20 protein-coding genes are annotated in these 22,706 nt (G+C 68.6%); 4 read left to right on the top strand and 16 right to left on the bottom strand.

The annotated features are described in order from the left end of the window. Positions 1 to 22: 22 nt before the first annotated feature. The 7 genes from AVAK2825_RS13125 to ccoN all read right to left on the bottom strand — a co-directional run bounded on the left by AVAK2825_RS13125 (position 23) and on the right by ccoN (position 5,474). The gene (locus tag AVAK2825_RS13125; RefSeq protein WP_284399239.1) at positions 23 to 316 is read right to left on the bottom strand and encodes a hypothetical protein; all 294 of its coding nucleotides are present in this window, start codon (positions 314 to 316) and stop codon (positions 23 to 25) included. A 45-nt stretch (positions 317 to 361) separates the two neighbouring features. Beyond that, positions 362 to 646 (bottom strand): FixH family protein, encoded by a 285-nt coding sequence (locus tag AVAK2825_RS13120; protein ID WP_284399236.1) that lies wholly within the window; start codon positions 644 to 646, stop codon positions 362 to 364. A gap of 82 nt (positions 647 to 728) precedes the next feature. Next, positions 729 to 2,177, bottom strand: coding sequence for a cytochrome c oxidase accessory protein CcoG (gene ccoG, locus AVAK2825_RS13115; protein ID WP_284399233.1), 1,449 nt, complete (start codon positions 2,175 to 2,177; stop codon positions 729 to 731). Between the two features lie 111 nt (positions 2,178 to 2,288). After that, positions 2,289 to 3,203, bottom strand: coding sequence for a cytochrome-c oxidase, cbb3-type subunit III (ccoP, locus tag AVAK2825_RS13110; RefSeq protein WP_284399230.1), 915 nt, complete (start codon positions 3,201 to 3,203; stop codon positions 2,289 to 2,291). 24 nt (positions 3,204 to 3,227) lie between these two features. Beyond that, a complete protein-coding gene (locus tag AVAK2825_RS13105) occupies positions 3,228 to 3,365 on the bottom strand; it encodes a cbb3-type cytochrome oxidase subunit 3 (protein ID WP_284399227.1) in 138 nt (45 codons plus the stop codon). 20 nt (positions 3,366 to 3,385) lie between these two features. Next, on the bottom strand, positions 3,386 to 4,015 hold the full coding sequence (gene ccoO / locus AVAK2825_RS13100) for a cytochrome-c oxidase, cbb3-type subunit II (protein WP_272548311.1): 630 nt from the start codon (positions 4,013 to 4,015) through the stop codon (positions 3,386 to 3,388). A 19-nt stretch (positions 4,016 to 4,034) separates the two neighbouring features. Then, a complete protein-coding gene (gene ccoN, locus AVAK2825_RS13095) occupies positions 4,035 to 5,474 on the bottom strand; it encodes a cytochrome-c oxidase, cbb3-type subunit I (protein WP_284399219.1) in 1,440 nt (479 codons plus the stop codon). 478 nt (positions 5,475 to 5,952) lie between these two features. On the opposite strand from ccoN, the gene AVAK2825_RS13090 reads away from it, so the two are divergent. Next, positions 5,953 to 9,597, top strand: coding sequence for a hypothetical protein (locus tag AVAK2825_RS13090; RefSeq protein ID WP_284399217.1), 3,645 nt, complete (start codon positions 5,953 to 5,955; stop codon positions 9,595 to 9,597). A gap of 51 nt (positions 9,598 to 9,648) precedes the next feature. Here the strand turns inward: AVAK2825_RS13090 and ccoS are convergent, their stop codons facing one another. Further along, on the bottom strand, positions 9,649 to 9,786 hold the full coding sequence (gene ccoS, locus AVAK2825_RS13085) for a cbb3-type cytochrome oxidase assembly protein CcoS (protein ID WP_284399214.1): 138 nt from the start codon (positions 9,784 to 9,786) through the stop codon (positions 9,649 to 9,651). After that, positions 9,786 to 12,308, bottom strand: a complete 2,523-nt coding sequence (locus AVAK2825_RS13080) for a heavy metal translocating P-type ATPase (RefSeq protein ID WP_284399211.1) — start codon at positions 12,306 to 12,308, stop codon at positions 9,786 to 9,788. Before AVAK2825_RS13080 ends, ccoS begins: the two co-directional genes overlap by 1 nt. A 107-nt stretch (positions 12,309 to 12,415) precedes the next feature. On the opposite strand from AVAK2825_RS13080, the gene AVAK2825_RS13075 reads away from it, so the two are divergent. Beyond that, on the top strand, positions 12,416 to 12,859 hold the full coding sequence (locus AVAK2825_RS13075; RefSeq protein WP_284399209.1) for a universal stress protein: 444 nt from the start codon (positions 12,416 to 12,418) through the stop codon (positions 12,857 to 12,859). Between the two features lie 143 nt (positions 12,860 to 13,002). On the opposite strand, the gene AVAK2825_RS13070 is transcribed toward AVAK2825_RS13075, so the two are convergent. From AVAK2825_RS13070 to AVAK2825_RS13045, 6 genes are all read right to left on the bottom strand, one after another. Next, positions 13,003 to 13,731, bottom strand: a complete 729-nt coding sequence (locus AVAK2825_RS13070) for an ABC transporter ATP-binding protein (protein WP_284399208.1) — start codon at positions 13,729 to 13,731, stop codon at positions 13,003 to 13,005. After that, positions 13,728 to 14,507, bottom strand: a complete 780-nt coding sequence (locus tag AVAK2825_RS13065) for an ABC transporter ATP-binding protein (protein ID WP_284428875.1) — start codon at positions 14,505 to 14,507, stop codon at positions 13,728 to 13,730. The genes AVAK2825_RS13070 and AVAK2825_RS13065 overlap by 4 nt, the downstream gene beginning before the upstream one ends. Beyond that, positions 14,504 to 15,382, bottom strand: coding sequence for a branched-chain amino acid ABC transporter permease (locus tag AVAK2825_RS13060; protein ID WP_284399203.1), 879 nt, complete (start codon positions 15,380 to 15,382; stop codon positions 14,504 to 14,506). Before AVAK2825_RS13060 ends, AVAK2825_RS13065 begins: the two co-directional genes overlap by 4 nt. Positions 15,383 to 15,401: 19 nt before the next feature. Continuing rightward, positions 15,402 to 16,277, bottom strand: a complete 876-nt coding sequence (locus AVAK2825_RS13055) for a branched-chain amino acid ABC transporter permease (protein ID WP_272564160.1) — start codon at positions 16,275 to 16,277, stop codon at positions 15,402 to 15,404. A 79-nt stretch (positions 16,278 to 16,356) separates the two neighbouring features. After that, complete coding sequence (locus AVAK2825_RS13050; protein WP_272548320.1) at positions 16,357 to 17,577, bottom strand: ABC transporter substrate-binding protein; 1,221 nt, start codon at positions 17,575 to 17,577, stop codon at positions 16,357 to 16,359. Positions 17,578 to 17,609: 32 nt separating this feature from the next. After that, a complete protein-coding gene (locus tag AVAK2825_RS13045; protein ID WP_284399189.1) occupies positions 17,610 to 18,842 on the bottom strand; it encodes a metal-dependent hydrolase family protein in 1,233 nt (410 codons plus the stop codon). Positions 18,843 to 19,058: 216 nt separating this feature from the next. Here AVAK2825_RS13045 and AVAK2825_RS13040 point away from each other — a divergent pair, with 216 nt between their 5' ends. Then, complete coding sequence (locus tag AVAK2825_RS13040) at positions 19,059 to 20,030, top strand: LysR substrate-binding domain-containing protein (RefSeq protein ID WP_284399186.1); 972 nt, start codon at positions 19,059 to 19,061, stop codon at positions 20,028 to 20,030. Between the two features lie 85 nt (positions 20,031 to 20,115). Beyond that, positions 20,116 to 21,018 (top strand): Fic family protein, encoded by a 903-nt coding sequence (locus AVAK2825_RS13035; RefSeq protein WP_284399184.1) that lies wholly within the window; start codon positions 20,116 to 20,118, stop codon positions 21,016 to 21,018. An 81-nt stretch (positions 21,019 to 21,099) separates the two neighbouring features. On the opposite strand, the gene AVAK2825_RS13030 is transcribed toward AVAK2825_RS13035, so the two are convergent. Then, on the bottom strand, positions 21,100 to 22,683 hold the full coding sequence (locus tag AVAK2825_RS13030; protein WP_284399182.1) for a sensor domain-containing diguanylate cyclase: 1,584 nt from the start codon (positions 22,681 to 22,683) through the stop codon (positions 21,100 to 21,102). Positions 22,684 to 22,706 lie beyond the last annotated feature (23 nt).

Genomic DNA, 22,706 nt, shown 5'->3' with positions numbered 1-22,706 from the left:
CCCCGGTACCGGCGCTGGCATTTCATGCGCCCGGGTGGTGGCGCGCGCAGTCGGCGGGCCGGTCGGTCACCGGCACGGGGCAGCGGTTCAGCTCGAACGGCGACAGGGCCAGCAGCGTGGTGAGCGCGCTCGACGCCATCGTCACCAGCCAGAAAGCGAAGAAGGCAATGGTGTAGACGCCCTCGCGCGAGAGCGCCAGCGGCTGGCCGAACCAGTGCATGTCCTGCGGGTCCACCAGGGCAAAGACCAGCATTTCCAGCACGCCCGCCATCAGGAAGGCGGGCCATGCAATCCACATGAGGCGTTGGGTCCACATTGCGCTTGTCTCCTCGTTTCGGGGGGTGGTGCGATCAGGCCGCTTTCAGCGCGGCTGGTCCTGCGCGGGGGTGGCCGCATGGTTGCGCGCCTTCATGGCCGGGGCCAGGCTGTTCGGCGCGCCCTGCAGCGTCTTGTTGATCTCGATGCCCTGGCGGTAGTAGTCCTCGGCCACCACCGGGTCGGGGCGCACGACCGCCACCCACAGCGTGGTGAAGCCCGCCACGACCACGATGGCCGGCCCGGCAATGACCATCCAGACGAAGCCGAACTTCCACCAGGGAGCGGCCGAAGGAAGGGGAGCCGGTGCGGCGGCGGTAGGGGATGGCATGGTGTTCACTCCTGACAGGAAAAGAAAGGCGGTCGGACCAGCGGCCTGGCGCCTGAAACGGTGACGGTGGGGCCGGCGGCGCTCATCGCGGCACCAGGAAGACCGACTTCTCGGCGACATGGCCGCCCGAGCCCAGCGCCTGCACGTCGAACTGCACGGCATGCGATCCGGGCGGCGCGGAGCCGTAGGGAATCTGAAGGCGCACGGCCACCCAGCGGGACTCGGCCGCGCCGATCTCCACCTCGGCGTCGGACGCCACGCGCAGCCCCTGCAGCCCGCTCGCACCGATGCGGTAGCGCTGGCCGGACTCGGTGGCATTCATGATCTGCAGGCGGTAGATGTTCTCCAACTGCCCGCCGGCCACGATGCGCGAGAGCGCGGCGCGGTCGCGCACCACGTCCACCTTGAGCGGCGTGCGCAGCACCAGGCTGGACAGCAGCCCCACGCACAGCGCCACCAGCACCGCGGTGTAGATCAGCACGCGGGGGCGCAGCACGCGGCGCAGCATCTGCGCCCGGCCCCAGCGGGCCGCCACGCCGTTCTGCGTGGAAAAGCGGATCAGCCCCCGCGGGTAGTGCATCTTGTCCATCACGGTATTGCAGGCGTCCACGCACAGCCCACAGCCGATGCACTCGTATTGCAGGCCGTTGCGGATGTCGATGCCCACCGGACACACCTGCACGCACAGCGTGCAGTCGATGCAGTCGCCCAGGCCCCGCGCCTTGTAATCCACCGTCTTGGTTCGGGGACCGCGCGGCTCGCCGCGTGCGTCGTCGTAGGTGACGATCAGCGTGTCGCGGTCGAACATGGCGCTCTGGAACCGGGCATAGGGGCACATGTACTTGCACACCTGCTCGCGCATGAAGCCGGCATTGCCGTACGTGGCGAAGCCGTAGAACAGCACCCAGAAGATCTGCCAGCCGCCCTGCATTGCCAGCAACTCGCCCGACAGTTGGCGGATGGGCACGAAGTAGCCCACGAAGGTGAAGCCCGTCCACAGCGCCACCGCGATCCAGAAGAACTGCTTGAGCGCCTTCTTGCGCACCTTCTCGAAGGTCCAGCCCCCGGCATCCAGGCGCAGGCGCGCGCTGCGGTCGCCCTCCACCCGGTGCTCGATCCACATGAAGATCTCGGTGTACACCGTCTGCGGGCAGGCGAAGCCGCACCACAGGCGCCCCGCCACCGCGGTGAACAGGAACAGCGACATCGCGCTGACGATGAGCAGGCCCGTGAGGTAGATGAAATCCTGCGGGTACAGCACCAGCCCGAACAGGTAAAAGCGCCGAGCCCCCAGGTCGAACAGCACCATCTGCCGCTCGCCCCACTGCAGCCAGGGCAGCGCATAGAACACGAGCTGCGTGAGGGCCACCATGGCCCAGCGCCAGCGGGTGAACAGGCCGCGGATGGAGCGCGGGTAGATCTTCTTTTGCGCCTCGTACAGCGACACCATCTCGGCGGCCGCATCGGCAGCGCCAGGCGCGACCGGGGTGATGGGAATGACCTTGCGGGCAGGCCCGCTGGGTGGCTTCATGGCAGTTCTCGAAAGGGTGGGCCGGCAAGGGAACGCGTCAGCGGCTGCGCCGCCGGCCAGGGCGCGCCGAGGGAAAGGCCCGGATCGCGTTCCCCGGTGGCATCGGCGCCGTCAGCGCACCGCGTTCGCGCGGTGGGACAGACCCCATACGTAGGCGGTGAGCACGCCGATCTGCGCCTCGGTCAGCTTGTCGGCCTGGGCCGGCATCACGTTGACCTTGCCGTGGTTGACCATGGCGGTGATGGCCGCCTCGCCCCAGCCGTGCAGCCAGACGTCGTCGGTCAGGTTGGGCGCGCCCAGGGCCGTGTTGCCCTTGCCGTCCATGCCGTGGCAGGCCGCGCAGGCGGTGAACTTGGACTTGCCCAGCGAGGCGCGCAGCGAATCGTGCGGGCTGCCCGACAGGCTCAGCACATAGTGCGCGAGGTTGCGGATCTCCTCCGGCGAACCCACGGCCGCGGCCATGGGCGGCATGGTGCCCATGCGGCCCTTCTCCAGCGTCTCGCGGATGTTCTCCGGTGCGCCGCCGTGCAGCCAGTCGTTGTCGGCCAGGTTGGGAAAGCCCTTGCTGCCGCGTGCGTCCGAGCCGTGGCACTGCGCGCAGTTGTTCATGAACAGGCGCTCGCCGATGGCCATGGCCTCGGGGTTGGCGGCCATCTCCTCGGTCTTCATCGCGGCGAAGCGAGCGTACAGCGGCGCGAGCTCGGTGCGGGCCTTGGCCATCTCGGCCTCGTACTCGCCGGCCTGCGTCCAGCCGAACTGGCCGGCGAATCGGCCCAGGCCCGGATAGACGGCCAGGTAGCCGAAGCCGAAGACGATGGTGAGCACGAACAGCCACATCCACCAGCGCGGCATGGGGTTGTCCATCTCCCGCAGGTCCTCGTCCCAGACGTGGCCCGTGGTGTTGTCGGTGCTGGGCGCGACCTTCTTGCGGGCCGTGATCCAGAGCAGCAGCAGGCAGCCCAGGATGCCGACCACGGTCAGCCCCGCCACGTACACCGACCAGAAATTGTGGGTGAAGTCACTCATGTCGTTCTCATTGTTTTTTGCGGATCAGTCTTGCTCGAAGGGCAGGCGCGCGGCCTCCTCGAACCGGGCCCGGTTGCGGCGCGAGAACGCCCAGACCAGGATGCCGAGGAAGCACGCCAGCGATGCCAGCGTGGCGGCGATGCGCACAGTGGTGATGTCCATGACCAGCTCCTTGGGGTTCGTTACTTGAGGGCGCGGCCCATGACCTGCAGGTAGGCCACGAGCACGTCCATCTCGGTCTTGCCCTTGACCTCCTCGGACGCGGCGGCGATCTGCTCGTCGGTGTAGGGCACGCCCACCGTGCGCAGCGCCTTCATGCGCGGCGCGGCCACGGCGGGATCGACGGGCGTCTTCTCCAGCCAGCTGTAGGCGGGCATGTTGGATTCGGGCACCACGTCGCGCGGGTTGTTCAGGTGGATGCGGTGCCACTCGTCGCTGTACTTGCCGCCCACGCGGTGCAGGTCGGGGCCGGTGCGCTTGCTGCCCCACTGGAAGGGGTGGTCGTACACGAACTCGCCGGCCACCGAGTAGTGGCCGTAGCGCAGCGTCTCGGCGCGGAAGGGGCGGATCATCTGCGAGTGGCAGTTGTAGCAACCCTCGCGCAGGTAGATGTCGCGGCCCAGCAGCTGCACCGCGGTGTAGGGCTGCACACCCGTCACGGGTTCGGTGGTGGACTTCTGGAAGAACAGCGGCACGATCTCGGCCAGGCCGCCGATGGCGACCACCAGCACGATCAGCACGATCATCAGGAAGTTGTTGGTCTCGATCTTCTCGTGCGAGAAGCCGGCCGATTTGGGGTTGTGTTCGGACATGGAATGGGCTCCTCGGGGCTCAGGCATGGGCCGTGTTCACGGCGGGGATCGACACCTTGACCGAGCGGCCCGAGATGGCGGTGGCCCACACGTTCCAGGCCATCACCAGCATGCCGCCCAGGTACAGCAGGCCGCCGGCGAAGCGGACCACGTAGAACGGATAGGTGGCCTTCACGCTTTCGACGAAGGTATAGGTGAGCGTGCCGTCGGCATTGACCGCGCGCCACATCAGCCCCTGCATGACGCCGGCGATCCACATCGCGGCGATGTACAGCACGATGCCGATGGTGGACATCCAGAAGTGCAGCTCGATGGCGGGCACCGAGTGCATCTTTTCCCGGCCGAACAGGCGCGGGATCAGGTAGTAGAGCGAGCCCATGGTGATCAGGCCCACCCAGCCCAGGGCGCCGGCATGCACGTGGCCCACGGTCCAGTCGGTGTAGTGGCTGAGCGCGTTGACGGTCTTGATGGACATCATCGGGCCCTCGAACGTGGCCATGCCGTAGAACGACAGCGACACGATCAGGAAGCGCAGGATGGGGTCGTCGCGCAGCTTGTGCCAGGCGCCCGACAGCGTCATCACGCCGTTGATCATCCCGCCCCAGCTGGGGGCCAGCAGGATCAGCGAGAACACCATGCCCACCGATTGCGTCCAGTCCGGCAGCGCGGTGTAGTGCAGATGGTGGGGGCCCGCCCACATGTAGGTGAAGATCAGCGCCCAGAAGTGCACGATCGACAGGCGGTAGCTGTACACCGGGCGGCCGGCCTGCTTGGGGATGAAGTAATACATCATCCCGAGGAAGCCCGCGGTGAGGAAGAAGCCCACGGCGTTGTGGCCGTACCACCACTGCACCATCGCGTCCTGCACGCCGGCATAGGCCGAGTAGCTCTTCATCCAGCCGGCAGGCACTTCGGCGCTGTTGACCAGGTGCAGCAGCGCCACCGCCAGGATGAACGCGCCGAAGAACCAGTTGGCCACGTAGATGTGGCGCACCTTGCGGCGGCCGATGGTGCCGAAGAACACGATGGCGTAAGACACCCACACCAGCGTGATCAGGATGTCGATGGGCCATTCCAGCTCGGCGTATTCCTTGCCGGTGGTGTAGCCCAGCGGCAGGCTGATGGCCGCCGCCACGATGACGAGCTGCCAGCCCCAGAACGTGAACGAAGCCAGCGGCCCCGCGAACAGGCGCACCTGGCAGGTGCGCTGCGCCACGTAGTAGCTGGTGGCGAACAGCGCGCAGCCGCCGAAGGCGAAGATCACCGCGTTGGTGTGCAGCGGCCGCAGACGGCCGTAGCTGAGCCAGGGAATGCCGAAGTTGAGTTCCGGCCAGGCCAGCTGGGCGGCGATGAAGACGCCGACCAGCATGCCCACCACCCCCCACACCACGGCCATGATCGAAAACTGCAGCACGACGGTGTCGTCGTAATGCGCGGCAGCGGTTTTTGGAGATTCCATCGTGCACCTCTTTGATTGCACGGAAAGTTTCTTCCGGATACACGTTGGGGGCATTGACGCATGTCAACCGTTGCGATGAGTCTGCCCCGGATATTGCTGCGAAGGCAACCAAGGCGCGTGGCTGTTTCGGAGAAAGAGCAGTCACCTCGCCTCCACGCTGCACCCGGACTTGGGGAAGTTCAGGATATGACGCGTCCGCACAACAAATCAGGGAGTAATGATGGTTTCAAAAACATCCATCGACAGCAGGTCTGCGGTGCCCCAGCCGCCTGCCGCGCGCGCAGACTCACACGCGCTGGGGGCGGCCTCGGGCGCTCGGCCAGGTTCACGGGGCACACCATCATCCTCATCGCTGTCTTCATCGCAGCAGGGAGCGTCCAGCTACTTCTCCGACCTGCGTCGGCGCCGCACTCCCCCCCGGGACATCGAGTCCGGCGGGCGAGGCGCGAACGACGCGCCCGTTGGCATCTCTACGGCCGTGGCACCGCAAAAGCGCACATCTATACAGCGCCTGTACGGCAGCGAGCGCTACAACCCCATTACCGTCACCGCCGCCGTGCCGGGCTATCAGTTGATGAACCAGCTATCGGCTGGCGGCCCGCCGGGACAGATGCCCAAGCACCTCAAGTTTGCGCCGCTGCAGGCGGGGCGCTTCGAATTCGCGGTGCCCGCAGAGCGTGAAGCCCAACTGCAGGCGGCGGCGCAGCTGCTGGACACGGCGCACTTCGACGGCTGGCTGCTGTCCAGCAGGGCAGCGGCCGCCGCATCGGCGTTCGCTCCGCCAGACGGTACGGCGCCCGGTGTAGTTGCACAGATCGGCTCGGCATTCACCACCGCGGCGACCGCTGCCGCGCAGGCGGTGGGTTTGAAGAGCCGGCCCACACCATTGCTCGCGAACATGGCTGCTGCCGATGTGCAATCTGGTGCGCGAGCGACTTCGCCAGTGCTGCTGGCGCGGGTACAGCGCCAGCAGACAACCATCGCCGCGGCCGGTGCGCAATACGCGGCTCAAGGCATTCGCATCGCGCTGGACAAGGCAGTGCTTTGCCTGCAGGCCGCCGCTGGCGATCAGGGCGAGCGGCTGGGCGGCTATGTGGCCGAATTCAAGCTGCTGTCCGATGCGCTGCATCAACTTCCGGCGCAGGCCCCGGCGGAGCGACGCGTAACGCATGCGCAGGCGCTGCAGGACCACCAGGCCGCCATGCCAGCGCTGCCGGACGACGTGAAGCCCGCGTTGGCGCAGGTGTTCGCCAAGCTCGGCAGCGTGGCCGCAGAGCAGGCCCGGGTGCTGCTCCAGCACAAAGACGCCCTCGCCGCAGTGGCTACCGCTGAGGCCCTGTCCATGGCGGCGGTGATTGAGCAGGCGGGTGCGGCGGACCCTTCGTTCGGCCAGACCCTCCGCACCCTGATCGACCGCCTGAACGCCCGCCCCGCCAAGGACGACCAATTGCCCGCCGACATGGTGCTGGAGAGCGTCTTCGATGCCGCCGTGATCGCGTTCGGGCATAGCCAGAGCGACGACACTACGGCGCCGGAGGTAGCTTTGAACCCAGCGCAAGGCCGACAAGCGTCGCTTGCGCTGGAAACCCTCGGGACGATGGATGCGGCGCGCCTGGCTGCTGCTGCTGCTGCCCCCGAAACTGCATCGCCGGAGGACGCCGCCGCGGTGGCGCTGGCCCGCGAGATGGCGCTGCTGCCGAGGGGCATAGAAATGCTGTCAATGGCCGCCTCGCTGCCCGGCCGCGAGAGTGCCCCGCTGGACAAAGCCACCAAGGCGCGCTGCGACAACGCGCTGCGCGTGCTCTTTGCTGCCGATGCGGCCTTGGCCGGCGCCGCCACCACGGCCCAGCCGCTGCTGCGTCAGGCGCGCGCCGCCGCCGCACAGGTTGTGCAGTCGCCGGGCTTTCAGCTCGAAGGTGTGGAGCCCGCGCTGCGGCGCGCCTTCAACACCGTGCGCAACGACTTCCTGGAAAGCGGTGCCGGCACGGCGCTGCATAAGGCCGACGATTTCCTCAAGAGCCTGACCACCGACATGCTGTCGTCCACTTCGCGCGAGAACAGCCTGTCGGGCATGATCGCGCGCACGCTGCCCATCGGCGGCGCCACGGCGCTGAACCCCTCGGCCATCGCCTCGGCCACCAAGACGCTGGCGCAGGCTGGCCTCATCACCGACACCGGCTTGGCGGTCGATGCGATGAAGGACGCGGTCGTGGGCCTGAGAGGGGGCGAAGAGGCCACTCTGCCAGAGCGGGCCCTCAAAGCCCTGGCCATGTCCCTGAGCAGCGCGGTGCCGCCTGGCACGCCCGAGCAGCTCACGCGCGCCATCGCCGCCCAGGTGCAGGTGCCGCAACATTTCGGGTTGGACGCGCAGGCGCTGGCCTTAGACCCGGCGCTGCAGCAACTGTGGGCGCAGTACGAAAACGGCGACCTGAAGCCGGCCGAAGCCGCGCACCAGTTGGCCCGGCATGCCGCTAATGCGCCAGGCGCCGCACCGGCCGTGCTCACGTTCAGAAAGGCGCTCGACGTCGCGGTGGGATCGGCCCTGTGGAACCGCGGCAAGATCGGCGACAAGCAGGAGCTGCAGGAGGGCCTGGTGTCGATCGCGCGGCTGATGTCGCTACGCGACAAGTTCAAGTTCACGGGCGGCAACAGCTACGGGCTGGACACTTCCAAGGTGCAACTGGGGTTTCAGCCCGACGGCATGGCGGCGCCCGCATCGCTGGTGTTGCGCCTCGGATTGGCCGGCAAGTACCAGCACGACCTGGTCCTGGAGATCGGCATGACCACCCAGGCCTACTACCTCACCGTAGGTACCCAGTCCACTGTGGGGGCCAAGGTCGGGGGCGGCGCAGGAGTGTCGCTCAAAGCTGGCGAAGGGATCGCCTCCGGCGGCGCGCGCATGGTCGACGTGACTGCCAGCGGCAGCTACGAATACCAATGGCAGGAAGGACTGCTCGCCCGCGTGCCGCGCGACAAGGCAACCGAGGGGCGCAACCAGCAGGAGTTCGAAGATCTGCTGCGCAATCTGGTGATGTGGCAGGAGCGGGGACACAACGGACCGGCGGACGCCATCCTCTCCAATGTCGATGCCGCATCGCTCAACCTGCTGGGGCAATACGACCGCGAGTCACGGCGAGGCGAGGTCGCGGGCAATCTCGGGCCGCAAGTCGCCGTATCGCGCCCGCTGCCGGCCGGGCAAGGGGGTCCAGGCGCGGCCAACGCGGCGCGTGGCGGCGGCGGCGTACCGGCCTCAGCGCCAGGGCCGTCCGCCGCGGGCGCGTCCGGGCCTGCGCCCTCGGCCGGCTCGTCAGCGGATTACGCCCAGGTGGCGCAAGCGCGGCTGTCGTTGCTGCAACTGCGCAGCCAGGGCGAGCTGCGCACCACCAAGGCCGAGGAGGTTTCCGGCCACTACCGCTACCAGGAGGTCAAGCTGGGCGCGCGCACGCTCACGCAGGTCGGCGCCGCAGCCAGCCTCAGCCTGCGCCTGAAAGACCTGGGGCAAGGCAAGACGCTGAACGCTGGCGACACGGCCGGGTTTTCGCGCGCGGCCGACTGGGTGGGCGGCACGGAGGTCACCAAGCGGCTGGTCACCATGGACGGGGTGACGGACCCTTTGCGCAGCCGCCGGGTGTCGGAGTTTCTCGATCTGCCTCGCTACGAGCAGGCGGCCAAGGCGGACCGCGCACGCTGGATCAACCACGGCAACACGTACACCAAGTTTTCTGCCGACTTCAAACAGGACCCCTCCAATCTCGGACTGCGCCAAGAGTCCTCGGAGGCCGACTTCGAACAATTTTTTCAGGAGGCCGCATTACATGACACCCAGTTCAAGCAGTACCTGGTGGTGGACTGCCTGCAAACCACGGCGGCGGCGGTGGTGGACGGCTACGGCGCAAAAATCGCACTGGCTACCAAACTCGGAAAAACTGGCGAGGCCGAGGCGCTGCACGCCGAACGCGAGGTCTTCCTGTCCGACGACTCCACTTGGCAGCCCCGCCGACTTGCGATCAACAGCGTGTTCAACGCCGTCAACCAGCCCGGCGCATCGCTGTTGGGACTGGAGATGCGCGTATCCGACAACTCGGAGGGCGCGCACAATGACGCGCTGTTTCCGCGCGGCTGAGGCAAAAGCATGCGGGCGCGGCGATACACAGGCCGGGCGCCCACGCGGCATTCAGTCTCCGCGCAGTATGCGCTCGCCCTCTTGCTCGACATCTTCGAACTGCCCGCGGTGCACCGCCCACGCAAGCCCCATCAGCACCAGCAGTACGAGTCCCACCGACAGCGGAATCAGCAGATAGAGAATGTCCATCAGCCCCCCTTGGGCAATGATGCTGCGGCTGGTGAAAAAGCCTGCCCCACAGCCCGCGCCGGGGAGCCACCGCTCGGCATGTGCTGTACCACATCGGTGCCTGTACCCTTGGCGAGGCGCACCGCGTTGGCCACCACCAGCAGCGAACTGAACGCCATGCCCAGCCCGGCGAGCCACGCCGGCATCCAGCCCACGACGGCCAGCGGCACGCACAGCGCGTTGTAGAGCGCGGCCCACCACAGGTTCTGCCGCACCACGCGCAGGGTGCGGCGCGCCAGCAGCAGCGTCTGCACCACCTGCTCCAGGTCGCCGCCCATCACCACGAAATCCGCGCGGGACTGCGCCAGCGGCACGGCGCGGCCGAAGGCGAACGACACATGGGCGCCCGCCAGCACCGGCCCGTCGTTGAGCCCGTCGCCCACCATGGCCACGCGGTGGCCGCGCGCCTGTTCGGCCTGCAGCAGCGCGAGCTTGTCCTGCGGCGTGCAGTCGCCCTGTGCCCGCTCGATGCCCACCTGCGTGGCGATGCGCCGTACCGCGCCGGGCCGGTCGCCGGAGAGCAACTGCACGGCCACGCCGGCCTCTTGCAGCCAGCGCACGGCGCGTGGCGCTTCGGGCCGCAGGTCTTCGCTCCAGTCGAACCGGGCCAGTTCCACACGCGTGCCGTCGCTGCGCTGCTCGGACAGCACCACCTGCTGCCCGGTGGCGCTGCCCTCGGCCTCACCAACGCCCGGACCGCCGGCGCCCGCATGGCGCACGGAGCCCAGGCGCACGGTGCGCTCGTCCAGGGCCAGCCGGCCGCGCGCATCGGCGGCGCCATCCGCGCCCTCATCCGCCTCCCGCAAACGCGCCACCAGGCCCTGCCCGGCCAGTTCTTGCACCTCCAGCACGTGCCAGCGCGAGGCGGCGGGCAGCCCCTCGCGCGATGCCGCAGCCACCAGCGCCCGCGACACCGGGTGCACCGAATGGCGGGCCACGGCCGCGGCCAGTGCCAGGGCGTCGGCCCGGTCCAGACCCGGCGCCGGGTGCACGCCGCGCACGGCCATGCCGTCGCGCGTGAGGGTGCCGGTCTTGTCGAACACCACCGTGTCCACCCCCGCCAGGGCCTCCAGCGCCTGCAGATGGCGCACCAGCACGCCCTGGCGCGCCAGCGTGCCCGCCGCGGTCAGCATGGCCACGGGCGTGGCGAGCGACAGCGCGCACGGGCAGGTGACGATGAGCACCGCCACCGCCACCATGAGCGCATGGCCCGGGTCGGTGGACCACCACCACGCCGCAGCCAGCGCAGCCGCTGCCAGCACGGCGATGAGGAACGGCCGCGCGATGCGGTCCGCCAGTTGCGCCAGGCGCGGCTTTTGCAGCGAGGCGCTTTCCATCAGCGCCACGATCTGGGCGAAGCGCGTGTCGGCCCCCACCCGCTCCACCTTCACTTGCACGGCCGACTGCAGGTTGTAGCTGCCGGCGGTCACGGCGCTGCCCTCGGGCCGCGCCACGGGCGTGGACTCGCCCGTGAGCAGGGCCTCGTCCGCGAGCGTGTCGCCCCGCGTGATGCGCCCATCGGCCGGGAAGGCCTCGCCCGGCAGCACGCGCACCGTGTCGCCCACGGCCAGGCGCCGCACGGCCACGCGCACGAAGGCGCCATCGGCCTGCAGGCGCTCCACGCTGTCGGGCAGGCGGTTCATCACCGCCTCCAGCGCGCCGGCCGTGCGGTCGCGCAGCCGCAGCTCCAGCCAGCGGCCGGTGAGCAAAAAGAACACGAACATGGTCAGCGAGTCGTAGAACACCTCGCGCCCGAAGATTCCGCTGGGATCGAAGGTGCCCGCCGTGCTCACCCCGAAGGTGATGGCCATGCCCAGCGCCACGGGCAGGTCCATGCTCACCCGGCGCAGGCGCACGTCGCGCAGCGCGTTCGCAAAGAACGGCCCGCAGGCGAAGATGACCACCGGCAGCGTGATGACCCACGAGGCCCAGCGCAGCAGCTGCTCCATCTCGGCCGTGAGGTCGCCCGGCTGCGCCACGTAGGCGGGCCACGCGTACATCATCACCTGCATCATGCAAAAGCCGGCCACCAGCCAGCGCCACAGCGCGCGGCGGTGCTCGCTTTGGCGTTGCGCCCGCGCGAAGGCGTCCATGGCCGGCAGGGCCCGGTAGCCCGCGCGCCGCACCGCCGCGATCCATTGCGAGGGCCGCACCTGGGCGGCATTCCACACGACGCGCGCGCGCCGGGTGGCCGCGCTCACATCGGCCTGCGCCACGCCCGGCACGGCGCGCAGGGCGTCTTCGATGGTGAGGGCGCAGGCGGCGCAGTGCATGCCTTCCAGCACCACGTGCGATTCCCAGGTCTGCGCGGTGGCATCGGCGTCGGCGCCAGCACCCGCAGGCAGACGGGCGCGGCCGAACGACGCCCACTCCTGCGGGTCGTCTAGCAGGAAGGCACGCTCGGCACACGGAGCGTCCGGGGCCGGCGTTCCCGCAGTCAGGTCGGGACGGTCGGGGGGCGGCTCGAAGCGATGGGAAAGCATGGACCCGAGGCTATGCCCCCTGCCCCGTCCGCACATTGACCTGGATCAAGCCTGCCCATGCCCAGGCTTCGTAAGCTGGCGTCCTCCGTCCACTTCGGGAGTCTTCCATGTACCAACGCATCCTGATCGCCACCGATGGCTCTGAACTCTCCGGCAAGGCCGTGGACCATGGGCTGGCCCTGGCGGCATTGAGCGGCGCCGCCGTGGTCGTGCTCAAGGTGGTGCCGCGCTATCCGCGCAGCTACTTCGAGGGCGGCTCCATCGTGGACACGGGCGATGCCAAGCGCATCGAGGCGCAGTGGACCGCATCCGCCAAGGCACTGGTGGACGGCATCAAGGCGCTGGGCACCGCCCAGGCCGTGGCGGTGAAGGCGGTGGTGAGCAAGTCCGACCTCGTCGCCGAGGCGGTGATCGCCGCGGCCCGAAAGCACCAATGCGACCTGATCGTGATGGCCTCGCACGGGCGCAAAGGCCTGCAGCGGCTGCTGCTGGGCAGCGAGACGCAGCACGTGCTGACACACTCGCACATCCCTGTGCTGGTGCTGCGCTGATCGGAAGCGGCCGCCTGCGCCGGCGGTCAGGCCGTGTGGCCCACCGATTTCGAGTCGAATCGCCCTCCAGCGCAATCGATACTAGGGCATACCGCTATCAAAAAAGGAGCAATCAACCGCAGCGCGCACGCCCCTCCTCGCCGTCAGTGGTTGCCCAGGTACAGCTGCGCCATGCGCTCGTCGGCCAGCAGCCCGTCAGCCGGGCCCTGCAGCACGCAGCGCCCCTGGTCGAGGATGTAGCCCTGTTGGCTGATCTGCAGCGCCTGGCGCGCGCGCTGCTCCACCATCAGCACCGCCACGCCGGCGGCGGGCAGCGTGCGCACCATGTCGAACACCTTGCCGACCAGCGAGGGCGCCAGCGCCGCCGTGGGCTCGTCCAGCACCATGATGCGCGGCGAGGGCATCAGCGCGCGGGCGAAGGCCAGCTGCTGGCGCTCGCCGCCCGAGAGGTTGCTGGCCGGCTGCGGCAGTCGCTCGACCAGGGCGGGAAAGTCGGCCAGCACCGCATCCATGCGGCGCTTGACGTGCGGCACGCCGCGCACCACCAGCAGGTTCTCGCGCACGGTGAGCGAGGGGAACACGTTGGCCACCTGGGGCACGTAGGCCAGGCCGGCGTCGAACCGGTCTTCGGCCGACAGCCGCGTGATGTCGCGCCCGCCCAGGTGGATGCTGCCCGTCACGCGCGGCAGCAGGCCCAGCAGCGCCTTCACCAGCGTGGACTTGCCCGCGCCGTTGGTGCCGGCGATGGTGACGATCTCGCCCGGCGCGACGGCCAGGTCGATGCCGTGGATGATGTCCACGTCCGAATAGCCGCCGCGCAGCTGCCCGATCTGCAGCAGGTTGCCGCTGCCGTTGTGCAAAGCGCTGGTCATACCACCCCTCCCATGTAGGCCTCTTGCACGCGCGGGTCGTCCAGCACGGTGTGCGGATCGCCCTCGGCGAGGATGCGCCCGCGGTCCATCACGATCATGCGGTGGGACAGCGCCTTGAGCGCCTGCAAGTGGTGCTCGATCACGATGAAGGCGATGCCCTGGCCGTGCAGCTCGCGCACGCGGTCGCAGATTTCCTCGATCAGCACCGGGTTCACGCCCGCGAAGGGCTCGTCCAGCAGGATGCAGCGCGGGTCCAGCATGAGCACGCGGCCCAGCTCCACCAGCTTCTTCTGCCCGCCCGACAGGCCGCCGGCCTTCACATCGCGCACACGCGCCAGGTTCAGGAACTGCAGGATGCCGTCGGCCTTGGCCGCCAACTGCGCTTCGTGCTCGCGCAGGCTGCGCGTCTGGAAGAACGCGTTCACCAGGCGCTCGCCCTGCGGGTTGGCCGCGGCGGCCAGCAGGTTCTCGTGCACGGTGAGGCTCTTGAACTCGCGCGGGATCTGGAAGGTGCGCACCAGGCCCATGCGCGCGCGGCGGTACGGCGGCACGCGGGTGATGTCCTGGCCGGTGAAGGTGATGCGCCCGGCATCGGCCGGCTGCTGGCCGGCGATGGCGGCGAACAGGGTGCTCTTTCCCGCGCCGTTGGTGCCGGCAATGCCCAGGATCTCCTGCTCGGCCAGCTGCAGCGACACGCCGTCCACCGCCTTGAAGCCGCCGAACTGCCGCGTCACGGCCTCCACTTTCAGCATCGGTGCTGCTGTCGTTGCCATCATTGCGACTTCCCTCCGAACAGGCCGCTCGGGCGATACAGGGTGACCAGGATCAGCGCCAGCCCCACGGCCGCGAGCCGCAGGCTGGCCATGCCCACTTCGGACACGCCCGGCACCCAGTCCTTGGCGAAGCGCGAGCCCTCCAGGAACACCATGAGCAGCAGCGAGCCGAAGACCGCGCCGCGCACCGAACCGGCGCCGCCCATCACCAGGCCCATCCACACGTAGAAGGTGATGAGCGGAATGAACTGCTCGGGCGTGATGAAGGTGATGAAGTGCGCGTAGAACGCACCCGCCACGCCGGCCAGCGCCGCGCCCAGCATGAACACCTGCACCTTGAACCAGGCCGGGTCCTTGCCCAGGGCCGACAGCGCGGCCTCATCGTCGCCGATGGCTTTCAGCAGCCGCCCGAAGGGGCTGCGCGTGAGCCGCACCGTGCCCCAGGACACCAGCGCGACCAGTGCGAGCAAGGTGGCGAACGTGGCCAGGTCCGACACCGGCCCCCAGGCCGCGAACAGCTTGGGCAGGCCCGGCAGGCCCTGCACGCCCTTGGTGAGCCAGCTTTCCTGCTGGATGGAGATGCGCACGGCCTCCGAGAAGCCGAGCGTGACGATGGCCAGGTAGTCGTCGCGCAGGCGCAGCGACAGCAGGCCGATGGGCAGCGCCAGCAGGCCCGAAAGCACGCCCGCGGCCACGAAGCACAGCGCCAGCGGCACGCCCTGCAGCGACAGCAGGCCCGAGGTATAGGCGCCGACGGCGAAGAACGCCACCACGCCGAAGTTCACCAGCCGCGTGAGGCCGAACTGCAGGTTCAGGCCCAGCGCGAGCAGGCAGTAGATGAGGGCGATGACGCCGATGGCGCAAAGGTAGGCAATCATGGATTCGGCTCCTTCGGCATCAGCGCACGAGCTGCACACGGCCCATGATGCCGGCCGGGCGCAGCAGCAGCACCAGCGCCAGCACCACGAACGACAGCACCAGCTTGTAGGAAGGCCCCAGCAGCGGCACGGCCAGCTCCTGCGCCACGCACAGCAGCAGCGCACCCAGCACCGCGCCCACCGGGCTGCCGATGCCGCCCAGCACCATGGCGGCGAAGGCGGGAATCAAGCTCTCCCAGCCCATCTCGGGGCTGACGATGGCCTTCATGCCCAGCAGCACGCCACCAATGGCCGAGAGCGCGCCCACCAGCACCCACAGGCTGAGCATGAGCCCGCCCGCGCGGATGCCGCTGGCGCGCGCCAAGTCGGCGCTGTCGGCCACGGCGCGCAGCTGGCGCCCGAAGCTCGTTTTGTAGATGAGCACGAACACCACCAGCAGGCACAGCACGGCGATGCCCGCGATGGCCACGTCGGTCGGCAGCAGACGCACGCCGCCGAAGTTCCAGGCCCGCACCAGCGGCAGGTCGAACGTGCGCTGGTCGTGCCCGGCGAAGAACGAGATCAGGCTGCGCAGCAGAAAGCCCAGGCCGATGGCCGCCAGCATGGACGACACCATGGGCCGCCCGGCCAGCTTGCGAAAGATCAGCGTGTACGAGCCCGCGGACACCACGGCGGTCGCGGCCATGCTCGCCAGCGCCGCGGCCCACAGCGGCCAGCCGCCCAGCATCTGCACCGCCACGGCGGCATAGGCGCCGGTGGTCAGGAAGTCGCCCGTGGCCGCGTTGGGAAAGCGGTTGACGCCCATCACCAGGGTCATGGCCAGTGCGGGCAGCGCCACCACCAGCCCTTCGATCAATCCATTGATCAACAGGTTTGCGAAAGCTATCCAGGTCATTGCGTCATCTCGTTCTTACCCTGCCTTGTCAAGAAAAGCCCGGGCGCCCCCGCTCGGGGGCCGCCCGGGCTGCGCCCGCTCACACCGTGATGGACACCACGTCGCGGCGCACCAGCTGGCCCTTTTCGATGATGAACACGCCGAAGTCGGGCGTGGCGTCGCCGAACTTATCGAAGTCCAGCTTGCTGGACGCGCCCTCGTAGTTCACCTTGGCCTTCTTGCCCAGCTGCGCCTTGCCTTCGGCGAACGAGTACACGGCCGTGCCGGGGGCGTTGGACACCTCGCGCAGCTTGGCGTTGACCTGCTCCACCGTGGCCTTGGGGCCGGCCGCTTCCATGGCCAGGGCCAGCGAGATCACCATGTCGTAGGCCATGGCGGCGTAGATGTTGGTGGAGGCCGCCTTGCCCGTGGCCTTGGTGAAGGCCGCATCGAACTGCGCGTACGAGGTGCTCTTTTCGTTGGAGACCGTCTCCACCGAGATGATGCCCTCGCACACTTCGGCGCCCAGGGCCTTCACCAGGTCGGGATTGGCCGCCCAGCCGGGGATGACCCACTTGTTGTCGGCACCGGACTGGAACCATTCGCGCAGGATGATGGTGGTGTCGGGCAGGTACGAGCCCATCACGATCACATCGGGCTTGGCCGCGAGGATCTTCTGCAGCTCGCTGCGGTAGCTGGGGCGGCTGGGCTCGTAGGTGACGTGCGCCGCCACCTTTCCGCCGCGCTTTTCCCAGACCTTGGTGAAGCCTTCCACGTTGCCCAGGCCCGAGGCGTTGTTGAACGCCATGGTGGCCGGGCGTTTGAAGCCGCGCTTGGCGCAGATCTCGGCGAACGCCGCGCCGAAGCGGTCGTTGGTGGCCTGAAAGCGCCACACCAGGTCCTTGGTGTCGAGCGTGGAGATGGCGGGCGCGCCCGACACGTTCATCTGGATGATGCCGGCCGCATCGGTCAGCGGCATCACCGCCAGCGTCACGCCCGAAGCCCAGGTGCCCAGCACGGCCTGCACCTTGTTCACTTCGATCAGCTTCTTGGCGGCCAGCACGGCCGCGTCGGGCTTGGTCTGGTCGTCTTCGGTGAAGAGCTCCAGCTTGCGCCCGCCTGCGCCACCCGCGGCGTTGACCTCGTCCACCGCCAGGCGGATGGCCTGCTGCATGCCCGGGCCGTAGGGGCTGCCGGCGCCGGTGATGGGCGTGAGCGAGCCGATGCGGAAGACCTCGCCCTGCTGGCTGAAGCCGATGGAGGGAAGGCACTGCAGGGCGGCTGCGGCGCCGCCGAGCTTGACGAAATTTCTACGTTGCATGGTGTTCTCCGGTCAGGTCAGGGGGGTTGGTGTCAGAGGTTGTTTTTCACGAAGGCGCCGTCCTTGACGATGGCGCGGATGCGCTCGCCCTGGTTCAGCAGGCAGGCGATGTCGGTGAGCGGGTTGCCGTCCACCAGCAGCAGGTCGGCGATGGCGCCGGGCGTCACCTCGCCCAGCTGGCCCTGCTGCCCCAGGATCTCGGCGCCGACCAGCGTGGCCTGCTGCAGCACCGGGCCGTTGCCCAGCACGTCGGCGCGCAGGCGCAGCTCATCGGCCTGCAGGTAGTGCGTCTCGGCCAGCAGGTCGCTGCCCAGGCCCATCTTCACGCCGGCCTTGGCGAGGATCTCGATGGCCTGCCTGCCCTGGCCGCGCACCGAGTCGATCTTGGCGATGGACACCGCCGGCAGGCCATAGCGCTCGCCCTCGTTGGCCAGGCCCTCGTAGGTGATGAGCGTGGGCACCATGAAGGCGCCCAGCTCGGCCATCAGCTCGGCCGTGGGGGCATCCACCAGGTTACCGTGCTCGATGGTGCGCACGCCGCAGCGCACCGCGCGGGCGATGGCGCGGGGCGTGTAGGCATGGGCCATCACGTAGGTGTTGGCGTTGGAGGCTTCTTCCACGATGGCGCGCAGTTCGGCCTCGGAATAGCCCAGGTTGTTGATCGGGTCGTTGGGCGAGGCCACGCCGCCCGAGGCCATGACCTTGATCTGCGTGGCGCCCTTGAGGATCTCTTCGCGCACCGCCAGGCGGCAGGCGTCCACGCCATCGACCACGCGGCCGATGTTGCCCAGCTTGTAGGCGCACGAGCACACGTCCAGGTCGTCGTTGCGCTGGCGGAAGTCCGCATGCCCGCCGGTCTGCGACAACGCCTTGCCCGAGGGGAAGATGCGCGGGCCCTGCACCAGCCCCGTGCGCACCGCTTCGGCCAGCGACCAGTCGCCGCCGCCCGCATCGCGCACCGAGGTGAAGCCGCGCTCGAGCATGCCCTTCATGATGGGCAGCGAGCGCAGCATGGTGAACACGTTGGGCATTCGGGCCACCGCGCCCAGGTTGAACGACGAGGCCACCACGTGCACGTGGCAGTCGATCATGCCGGGCATGAGCGTCATGCCGCGCGCATCGACCACCGTGGCACCTTCGGGCGCCTGCAGGCCTTCGCCCACCGCGGCGATGCGCCCGTCCTGCACCAGCACCGATAGACCCGTGCGCAGCGCCAGGGCATGCACGTCCAGCACCTGGCTGTTTTCAATCAACAAAGCGGTCATGGAATCAAAAAATCCAAAATAGGGGCTTCGAAATTACTCATGGGCTGCCGGCGATGGGGGCCAAGGCCCCGTACCGTCCCGAAGGCGGTGCACGCTGGCACCTTCATTCGGGAAAAACCGTCACAACGCCGTCACAGGTTGCATTTATCGGGCCAATGGCGTCTTGTCGCAACGCCTAAAATCTCACCTGCCCATGACTACAGCTCATACCACTGCATGCGCCGCCTCTGCCCCACCCTCTCCGAACTGAACGCTTTCCACTCTGCGGCAAAGCACCAGGCCTTCACCATGGCGGCCAAGGAGCTGTGCGTGACGCAAAGCGCCATCAGCCGCCACATCGCCTCGCTGGAGGACTACCTGGGCCAGAAGCTCTTCATCCGCCGCTCGTCGGGGCTGGAGCTGACCGATGCGGGCGCCACCTACCTCAACGCCACGCGCCCGGCCATCGCCGCGCTGGAGTCGGCGACAGCGCAGCTCATGTCCTATGGCGGCGACGGCGGGGCGCTGAACCTCTCGGTGCCGCCCACGTTCGCGGCGCAGTGGCTGTTTCCGCGCCTGGGGCACTTCAAGCGCACGCTGCCGCAGGTGTCGCTGAACTTCGTGCGCTACCAGCACGCGCACGACTTCGCAGTGCCGCACGAGTTCGATGCCGCCATCCAGTACGGCTACGGCAACTGGCCCAGCGCCAACGCCCGCTACCTGATCGGGCAGGAGACCAGCATCGTCTGCAGCCCCCAGTTGCGCGACACGCTGCCGCTGCGCACTCAGGCCGACCTGCAGCACGCCACGCTGCTGCAGCACATCGAAGTGCCGCTGGCCTGGCACGACTGGATGGCGGCGAACGGCTGCGACACCGGTGGCAGCCGCTTCGGGCCGGGCTTCAACCTGTACTCGCTCATCATCCGGGCCGCCGTGTCGGGCTTCGGCGTGGGCATCGTGCCCACCTGCCTGGTGGAGGACGAGCTGCAGGCCGGCACGCTGGTCGAGCCGCTGGGCCAGCGCTTTCAGAGCCCGCTGGGCTACTACCTGTGCGCGCCCACGGCCCGCACCAACCTGTCGGTGTACCGGCTGGTGAGCGGCTGGCTGGAGCACTGCTGCAGCCACGCGGCGGGCACCGATCCGGGCGAAGGCACCGCGCCCGCGGCCGGCTGCATCTTTTGCGCCAGCGGGTCAGCGGCGGCGGGTTGAGTGCAGCCCCAGGCCCTTTGCGCCATTCGCAATCCGGCCCAGCCCTTCGCTCAAGGGATGCACGCATCCAAATGACCAAGGCAGCATGCGAATCACCCCAGTCGATGCGATTCCCATGCCTCCCAAAATCGATGGATCGAGAACGGCGCATGCCTCATCCGTGCCCCCGACCGCCTCGTTCGACAAGGCGCAGAGTACCACCGGGCGCCCCCGAACCGGTGCAGCACCACAAGGGCTTGCCGGCGCACCGAAAGCCCGCGCCTCCAGCGCATCCGGCATGCGTCCGAGAACACCGCTTCAGACACAGAGCCATCATGGAAACAAGGCACATGCCTCCGAACAGATGGCCCGAGAAGTGCTGGAAAGCGTTCCGCTGGGGCAGTTGAAAAGCGAGTTCTCACCAGAGCTGCTGCATGTCGTGCACTCGGCGGCTTACGCACCCGACGACCAATACAGCTCGCTGAAGGGCAAGCTTTCGGCCGGCTATGCGTTGGCCTGGGCACGTGGAAAGGACAAGATCGAACCCGCTCAGATACGGGAGTCGTGGGCTGCAGCGCCTGGTGGCCTGGGCGTGAGAACCTATCAGCCCGAAGAGATCGGCAAGCTGGAGAGCTACGGCGCATCTTTCTGGGGACTGCCTTTGCCGGGCTCGTCAGGACCGGCTGGAACGCTCACGGGGAAAACCGTGTTTCGCCCGGCAGAAAGCATCCCGCAAGACCTGCAAAGGTTGTGCGGGGAGGTCAAGAAGAGGCTCCGCCAGGCCAAGGGGAACGATCGCATGGAGGCAGCCCTGATCGCTGCCCACTTCAAACAGAACTTCATTGCCATCCATCCCTACATGGATGGCAATGGCCGGGTCAGCCGGTTGTGTGCGGACCGCATTTTGAAAGAGCTCGGCGTGCCGGCGCCCGATTGGGGCAAAGCCGATTTCGATCTGAACCTCAGCATCGAGGAAACCGCTCAGCTGATGGTCAAGCACATGGGTTGAACCTGCGCCGACTTCGACTTCGCAGCTGGCGGACCGGCCCTGGCGAACCGTGGATATGGCGCCCGCACCGCTCCGCGCCGGTCAGGCCGCCCGGGCGCCGGGCCCTGCGAGGGACAGCACCGTGTTGCGCCCCGCCTGCTTGGCGGCATACAGCGCGGCGTCGGCGCTGGCCAGCAGGTCCTGGGCGTTGTCCGGCGCGCCGTCCGTCCAGTCGCAGCAGGCCAGGCCGCCGCTGACCGTCACGCACTCGAAGGGGCTTTGCGGGTGTGCGATCTGCAGCGCGCGCACCGCCGCGCGGGCCGCCGAGGCCACGAGGGACGCGCCGGACGCGTCGGTCTCGGGCAGCACGATCACGAACTCCTCGCCGCCGTAGCGCGCCACCATGTCCTCCGGCCGGCGCACCGACGCATCCAGCGCCTTGGCGACCTGGCGCAGGCATTCGTCGCCGCTGAGATGGCCGAAGAAGTCGTTGTACTTCTTGAAGAAATCCACATCGAACAGGACGATCGACACCGGCATACGGCTGCGCCGGCAGCGGGCCATGGCGTTGGCGATGTGCTGGTCGTAGGCACGGCGGTTGTACAGCCCCGTCAGGCCGTCGTGCTCGGCCAGGTGCTCCAGCTTGTCGTTGGCCAGCATCAGCGCATCGCGCGCCGCCGTCAGGTCGCGCTCGACGTCGCGGCGGTGCCGGATCGCCTGGATCACGCCGCCCCCCGCCAGCCCGATCACGACCACCAGCAGCAGGATGCCCAGGGCCTGCACCGAGGCCGAGCGGCGCCACTGGGCCAGCACCTCGTCTTCCGCGAGGGCCACGGTGACCAGCAGGCCATTGTTGCGGGTGTGCTCGAAGCCCACCAGCCGGCGCACCCCATCGATGGGCGATGGTGCGGTGGCGACGCCGGCGCGGCTTTGCGTCAGCATCTGGAACAGCGGCGTGCCGCTCAGGCTGCGGCCCAGGTCCTCGGCGAAGAAGGGCCGCCGGGCCAGGACGGTGCCGTCGCCCAGCAGGAGCGCGATGGCGCCCTTGTCCCCGATCTGCAGACCATTGAGCAGGCCAAGCACATAGTCCACCCGGATGGTGGCGAGCGCCACCCCTGCGAACTGCCCTTCGGCGTCGTCGATGCGCCGCGACACCGGAATGATCCACACGCCCGAAGACCGGCTGACGATGGGCTTGCCGATGGCGACGCGCGTGCTCGGGCTGTCGCGGTGGTGGATGAAATAGGCGCGGTCCGCGTTGTTGGCCTGGGGGTTCTGCACCGGCTGCGAATTGACGAGCCAGCGGCCATCGGGCCCGAAGACGAACATGCCGTGCAGGTGCTCCGACTGCGCCACGTGGGTGACCAGCAGGGGCTGCAGGCGTTCCAGGGCGTCGGGGGCCATCTCCGAGCGCTCCAGTTCGTACACCACGCTGCCGACCACGCGGCCGACCTCGGCGAACATGGCATCGGTCTGCTGGGCGACGGCATGCGTCAGGTTGCGCGCCGCATCGGCGGCCTGCTGCCACTCGGCATCGCGCGCCCGCCAGGCCAGCCACACGTTGGAGGCCACCAGCAGCAGCGCGACCAGCACGACGAACAGGACCGCCGACGCGACCGACCGGTCCTTGTCCGGCAGGTTCGGGGGGGCCGGGGTCGCTGGGGACCGGGGCAAGGCGGCAGGCATGCAGCAGGACTCCAGAGGGCAAG

The organism is Acidovorax sp. SUPP2825 (assembly GCF_030158995.1).
Classification (GTDB): Bacteria; Pseudomonadota; Gammaproteobacteria; order Burkholderiales; family Burkholderiaceae_C; genus Paracidovorax.
The sequence above is the reverse complement of the archived record's forward strand: the minus strand, read 5'-3'. Positions and strand labels throughout refer to the sequence as shown.

What these genes read in the sequence shown, in the direction of transcription:
- AVAK2825_RS13060 (WP_284399203.1), bottom strand. Translation starts at nt 15,382, where the DNA reads ATGATTGCCTACCTTTGCGCCATCGGCGTCATCGCCCTCATCTACTGC.
- AVAK2825_RS13040 (WP_284399186.1), top strand. Translation starts at nt 19,059, where the DNA reads ATGCGCCGCCTCTGCCCCACCCTCTCCGAACTGAACGCTTTCCACTCT.
- AVAK2825_RS13030 (WP_284399182.1), bottom strand. Translation starts at nt 22,683, where the DNA reads ATGCCTGCCGCCTTGCCCCGGTCCCCAGCGACCCCGGCCCCCCCGAAC.
- AVAK2825_RS13080 (WP_284399211.1), bottom strand. Translation starts at nt 12,308, where the DNA reads ATGCTTTCCCATCGCTTCGAGCCGCCCCCCGACCGTCCCGACCTGACT.
- AVAK2825_RS13105 (WP_284399227.1), bottom strand. Translation starts at nt 3,365, where the DNA reads ATGGACATCACCACTGTGCGCATCGCCGCCACGCTGGCATCGCTGGCG.
- AVAK2825_RS13075 (WP_284399209.1), top strand. Translation starts at nt 12,416, where the DNA reads ATGTACCAACGCATCCTGATCGCCACCGATGGCTCTGAACTCTCCGGC.
- ccoP (WP_284399230.1), bottom strand. Translation starts at nt 3,203, where the DNA reads ATGAGTGACTTCACCCACAATTTCTGGTCGGTGTACGTGGCGGGGCTG.
- AVAK2825_RS13065 (WP_284428875.1), bottom strand. Translation starts at nt 14,507, where the DNA reads ATGATGGCAACGACAGCAGCACCGATGCTGAAAGTGGAGGCCGTGACG.
- AVAK2825_RS13045 (WP_284399189.1), bottom strand. Translation starts at nt 18,842, where the DNA reads ATGACCGCTTTGTTGATTGAAAACAGCCAGGTGCTGGACGTGCATGCC.
- AVAK2825_RS13125 (WP_284399239.1), bottom strand. Translation starts at nt 316, where the DNA reads ATGTGGACCCAACGCCTCATGTGGATTGCATGGCCCGCCTTCCTGATG.
- AVAK2825_RS13035 (WP_284399184.1), top strand. Translation starts at nt 20,116, where the DNA reads ATGCGAATCACCCCAGTCGATGCGATTCCCATGCCTCCCAAAATCGAT.
- ccoG (WP_284399233.1), bottom strand. Translation starts at nt 2,177, where the DNA reads ATGAAGCCACCCAGCGGGCCTGCCCGCAAGGTCATTCCCATCACCCCG.
- AVAK2825_RS13070 (WP_284399208.1), bottom strand. Translation starts at nt 13,731, where the DNA reads ATGACCAGCGCTTTGCACAACGGCAGCGGCAACCTGCTGCAGATCGGG.
- ccoN (WP_284399219.1), bottom strand. Translation starts at nt 5,474, where the DNA reads ATGGAATCTCCAAAAACCGCTGCCGCGCATTACGACGACACCGTCGTG.
- AVAK2825_RS13120 (WP_284399236.1), bottom strand. Translation starts at nt 646, where the DNA reads ATGCCATCCCCTACCGCCGCCGCACCGGCTCCCCTTCCTTCGGCCGCT.
- AVAK2825_RS13055 (WP_272564160.1), bottom strand. Translation starts at nt 16,277, where the DNA reads ATGACCTGGATAGCTTTCGCAAACCTGTTGATCAATGGATTGATCGAA.
- ccoO (WP_272548311.1), bottom strand. Translation starts at nt 4,015, where the DNA reads ATGTCCGAACACAACCCCAAATCGGCCGGCTTCTCGCACGAGAAGATC.
- ccoS (WP_284399214.1), bottom strand. Translation starts at nt 9,786, where the DNA reads ATGGACATTCTCTATCTGCTGATTCCGCTGTCGGTGGGACTCGTACTG.
- AVAK2825_RS13050 (WP_272548320.1), bottom strand. Translation starts at nt 17,577, where the DNA reads ATGCAACGTAGAAATTTCGTCAAGCTCGGCGGCGCCGCAGCCGCCCTG.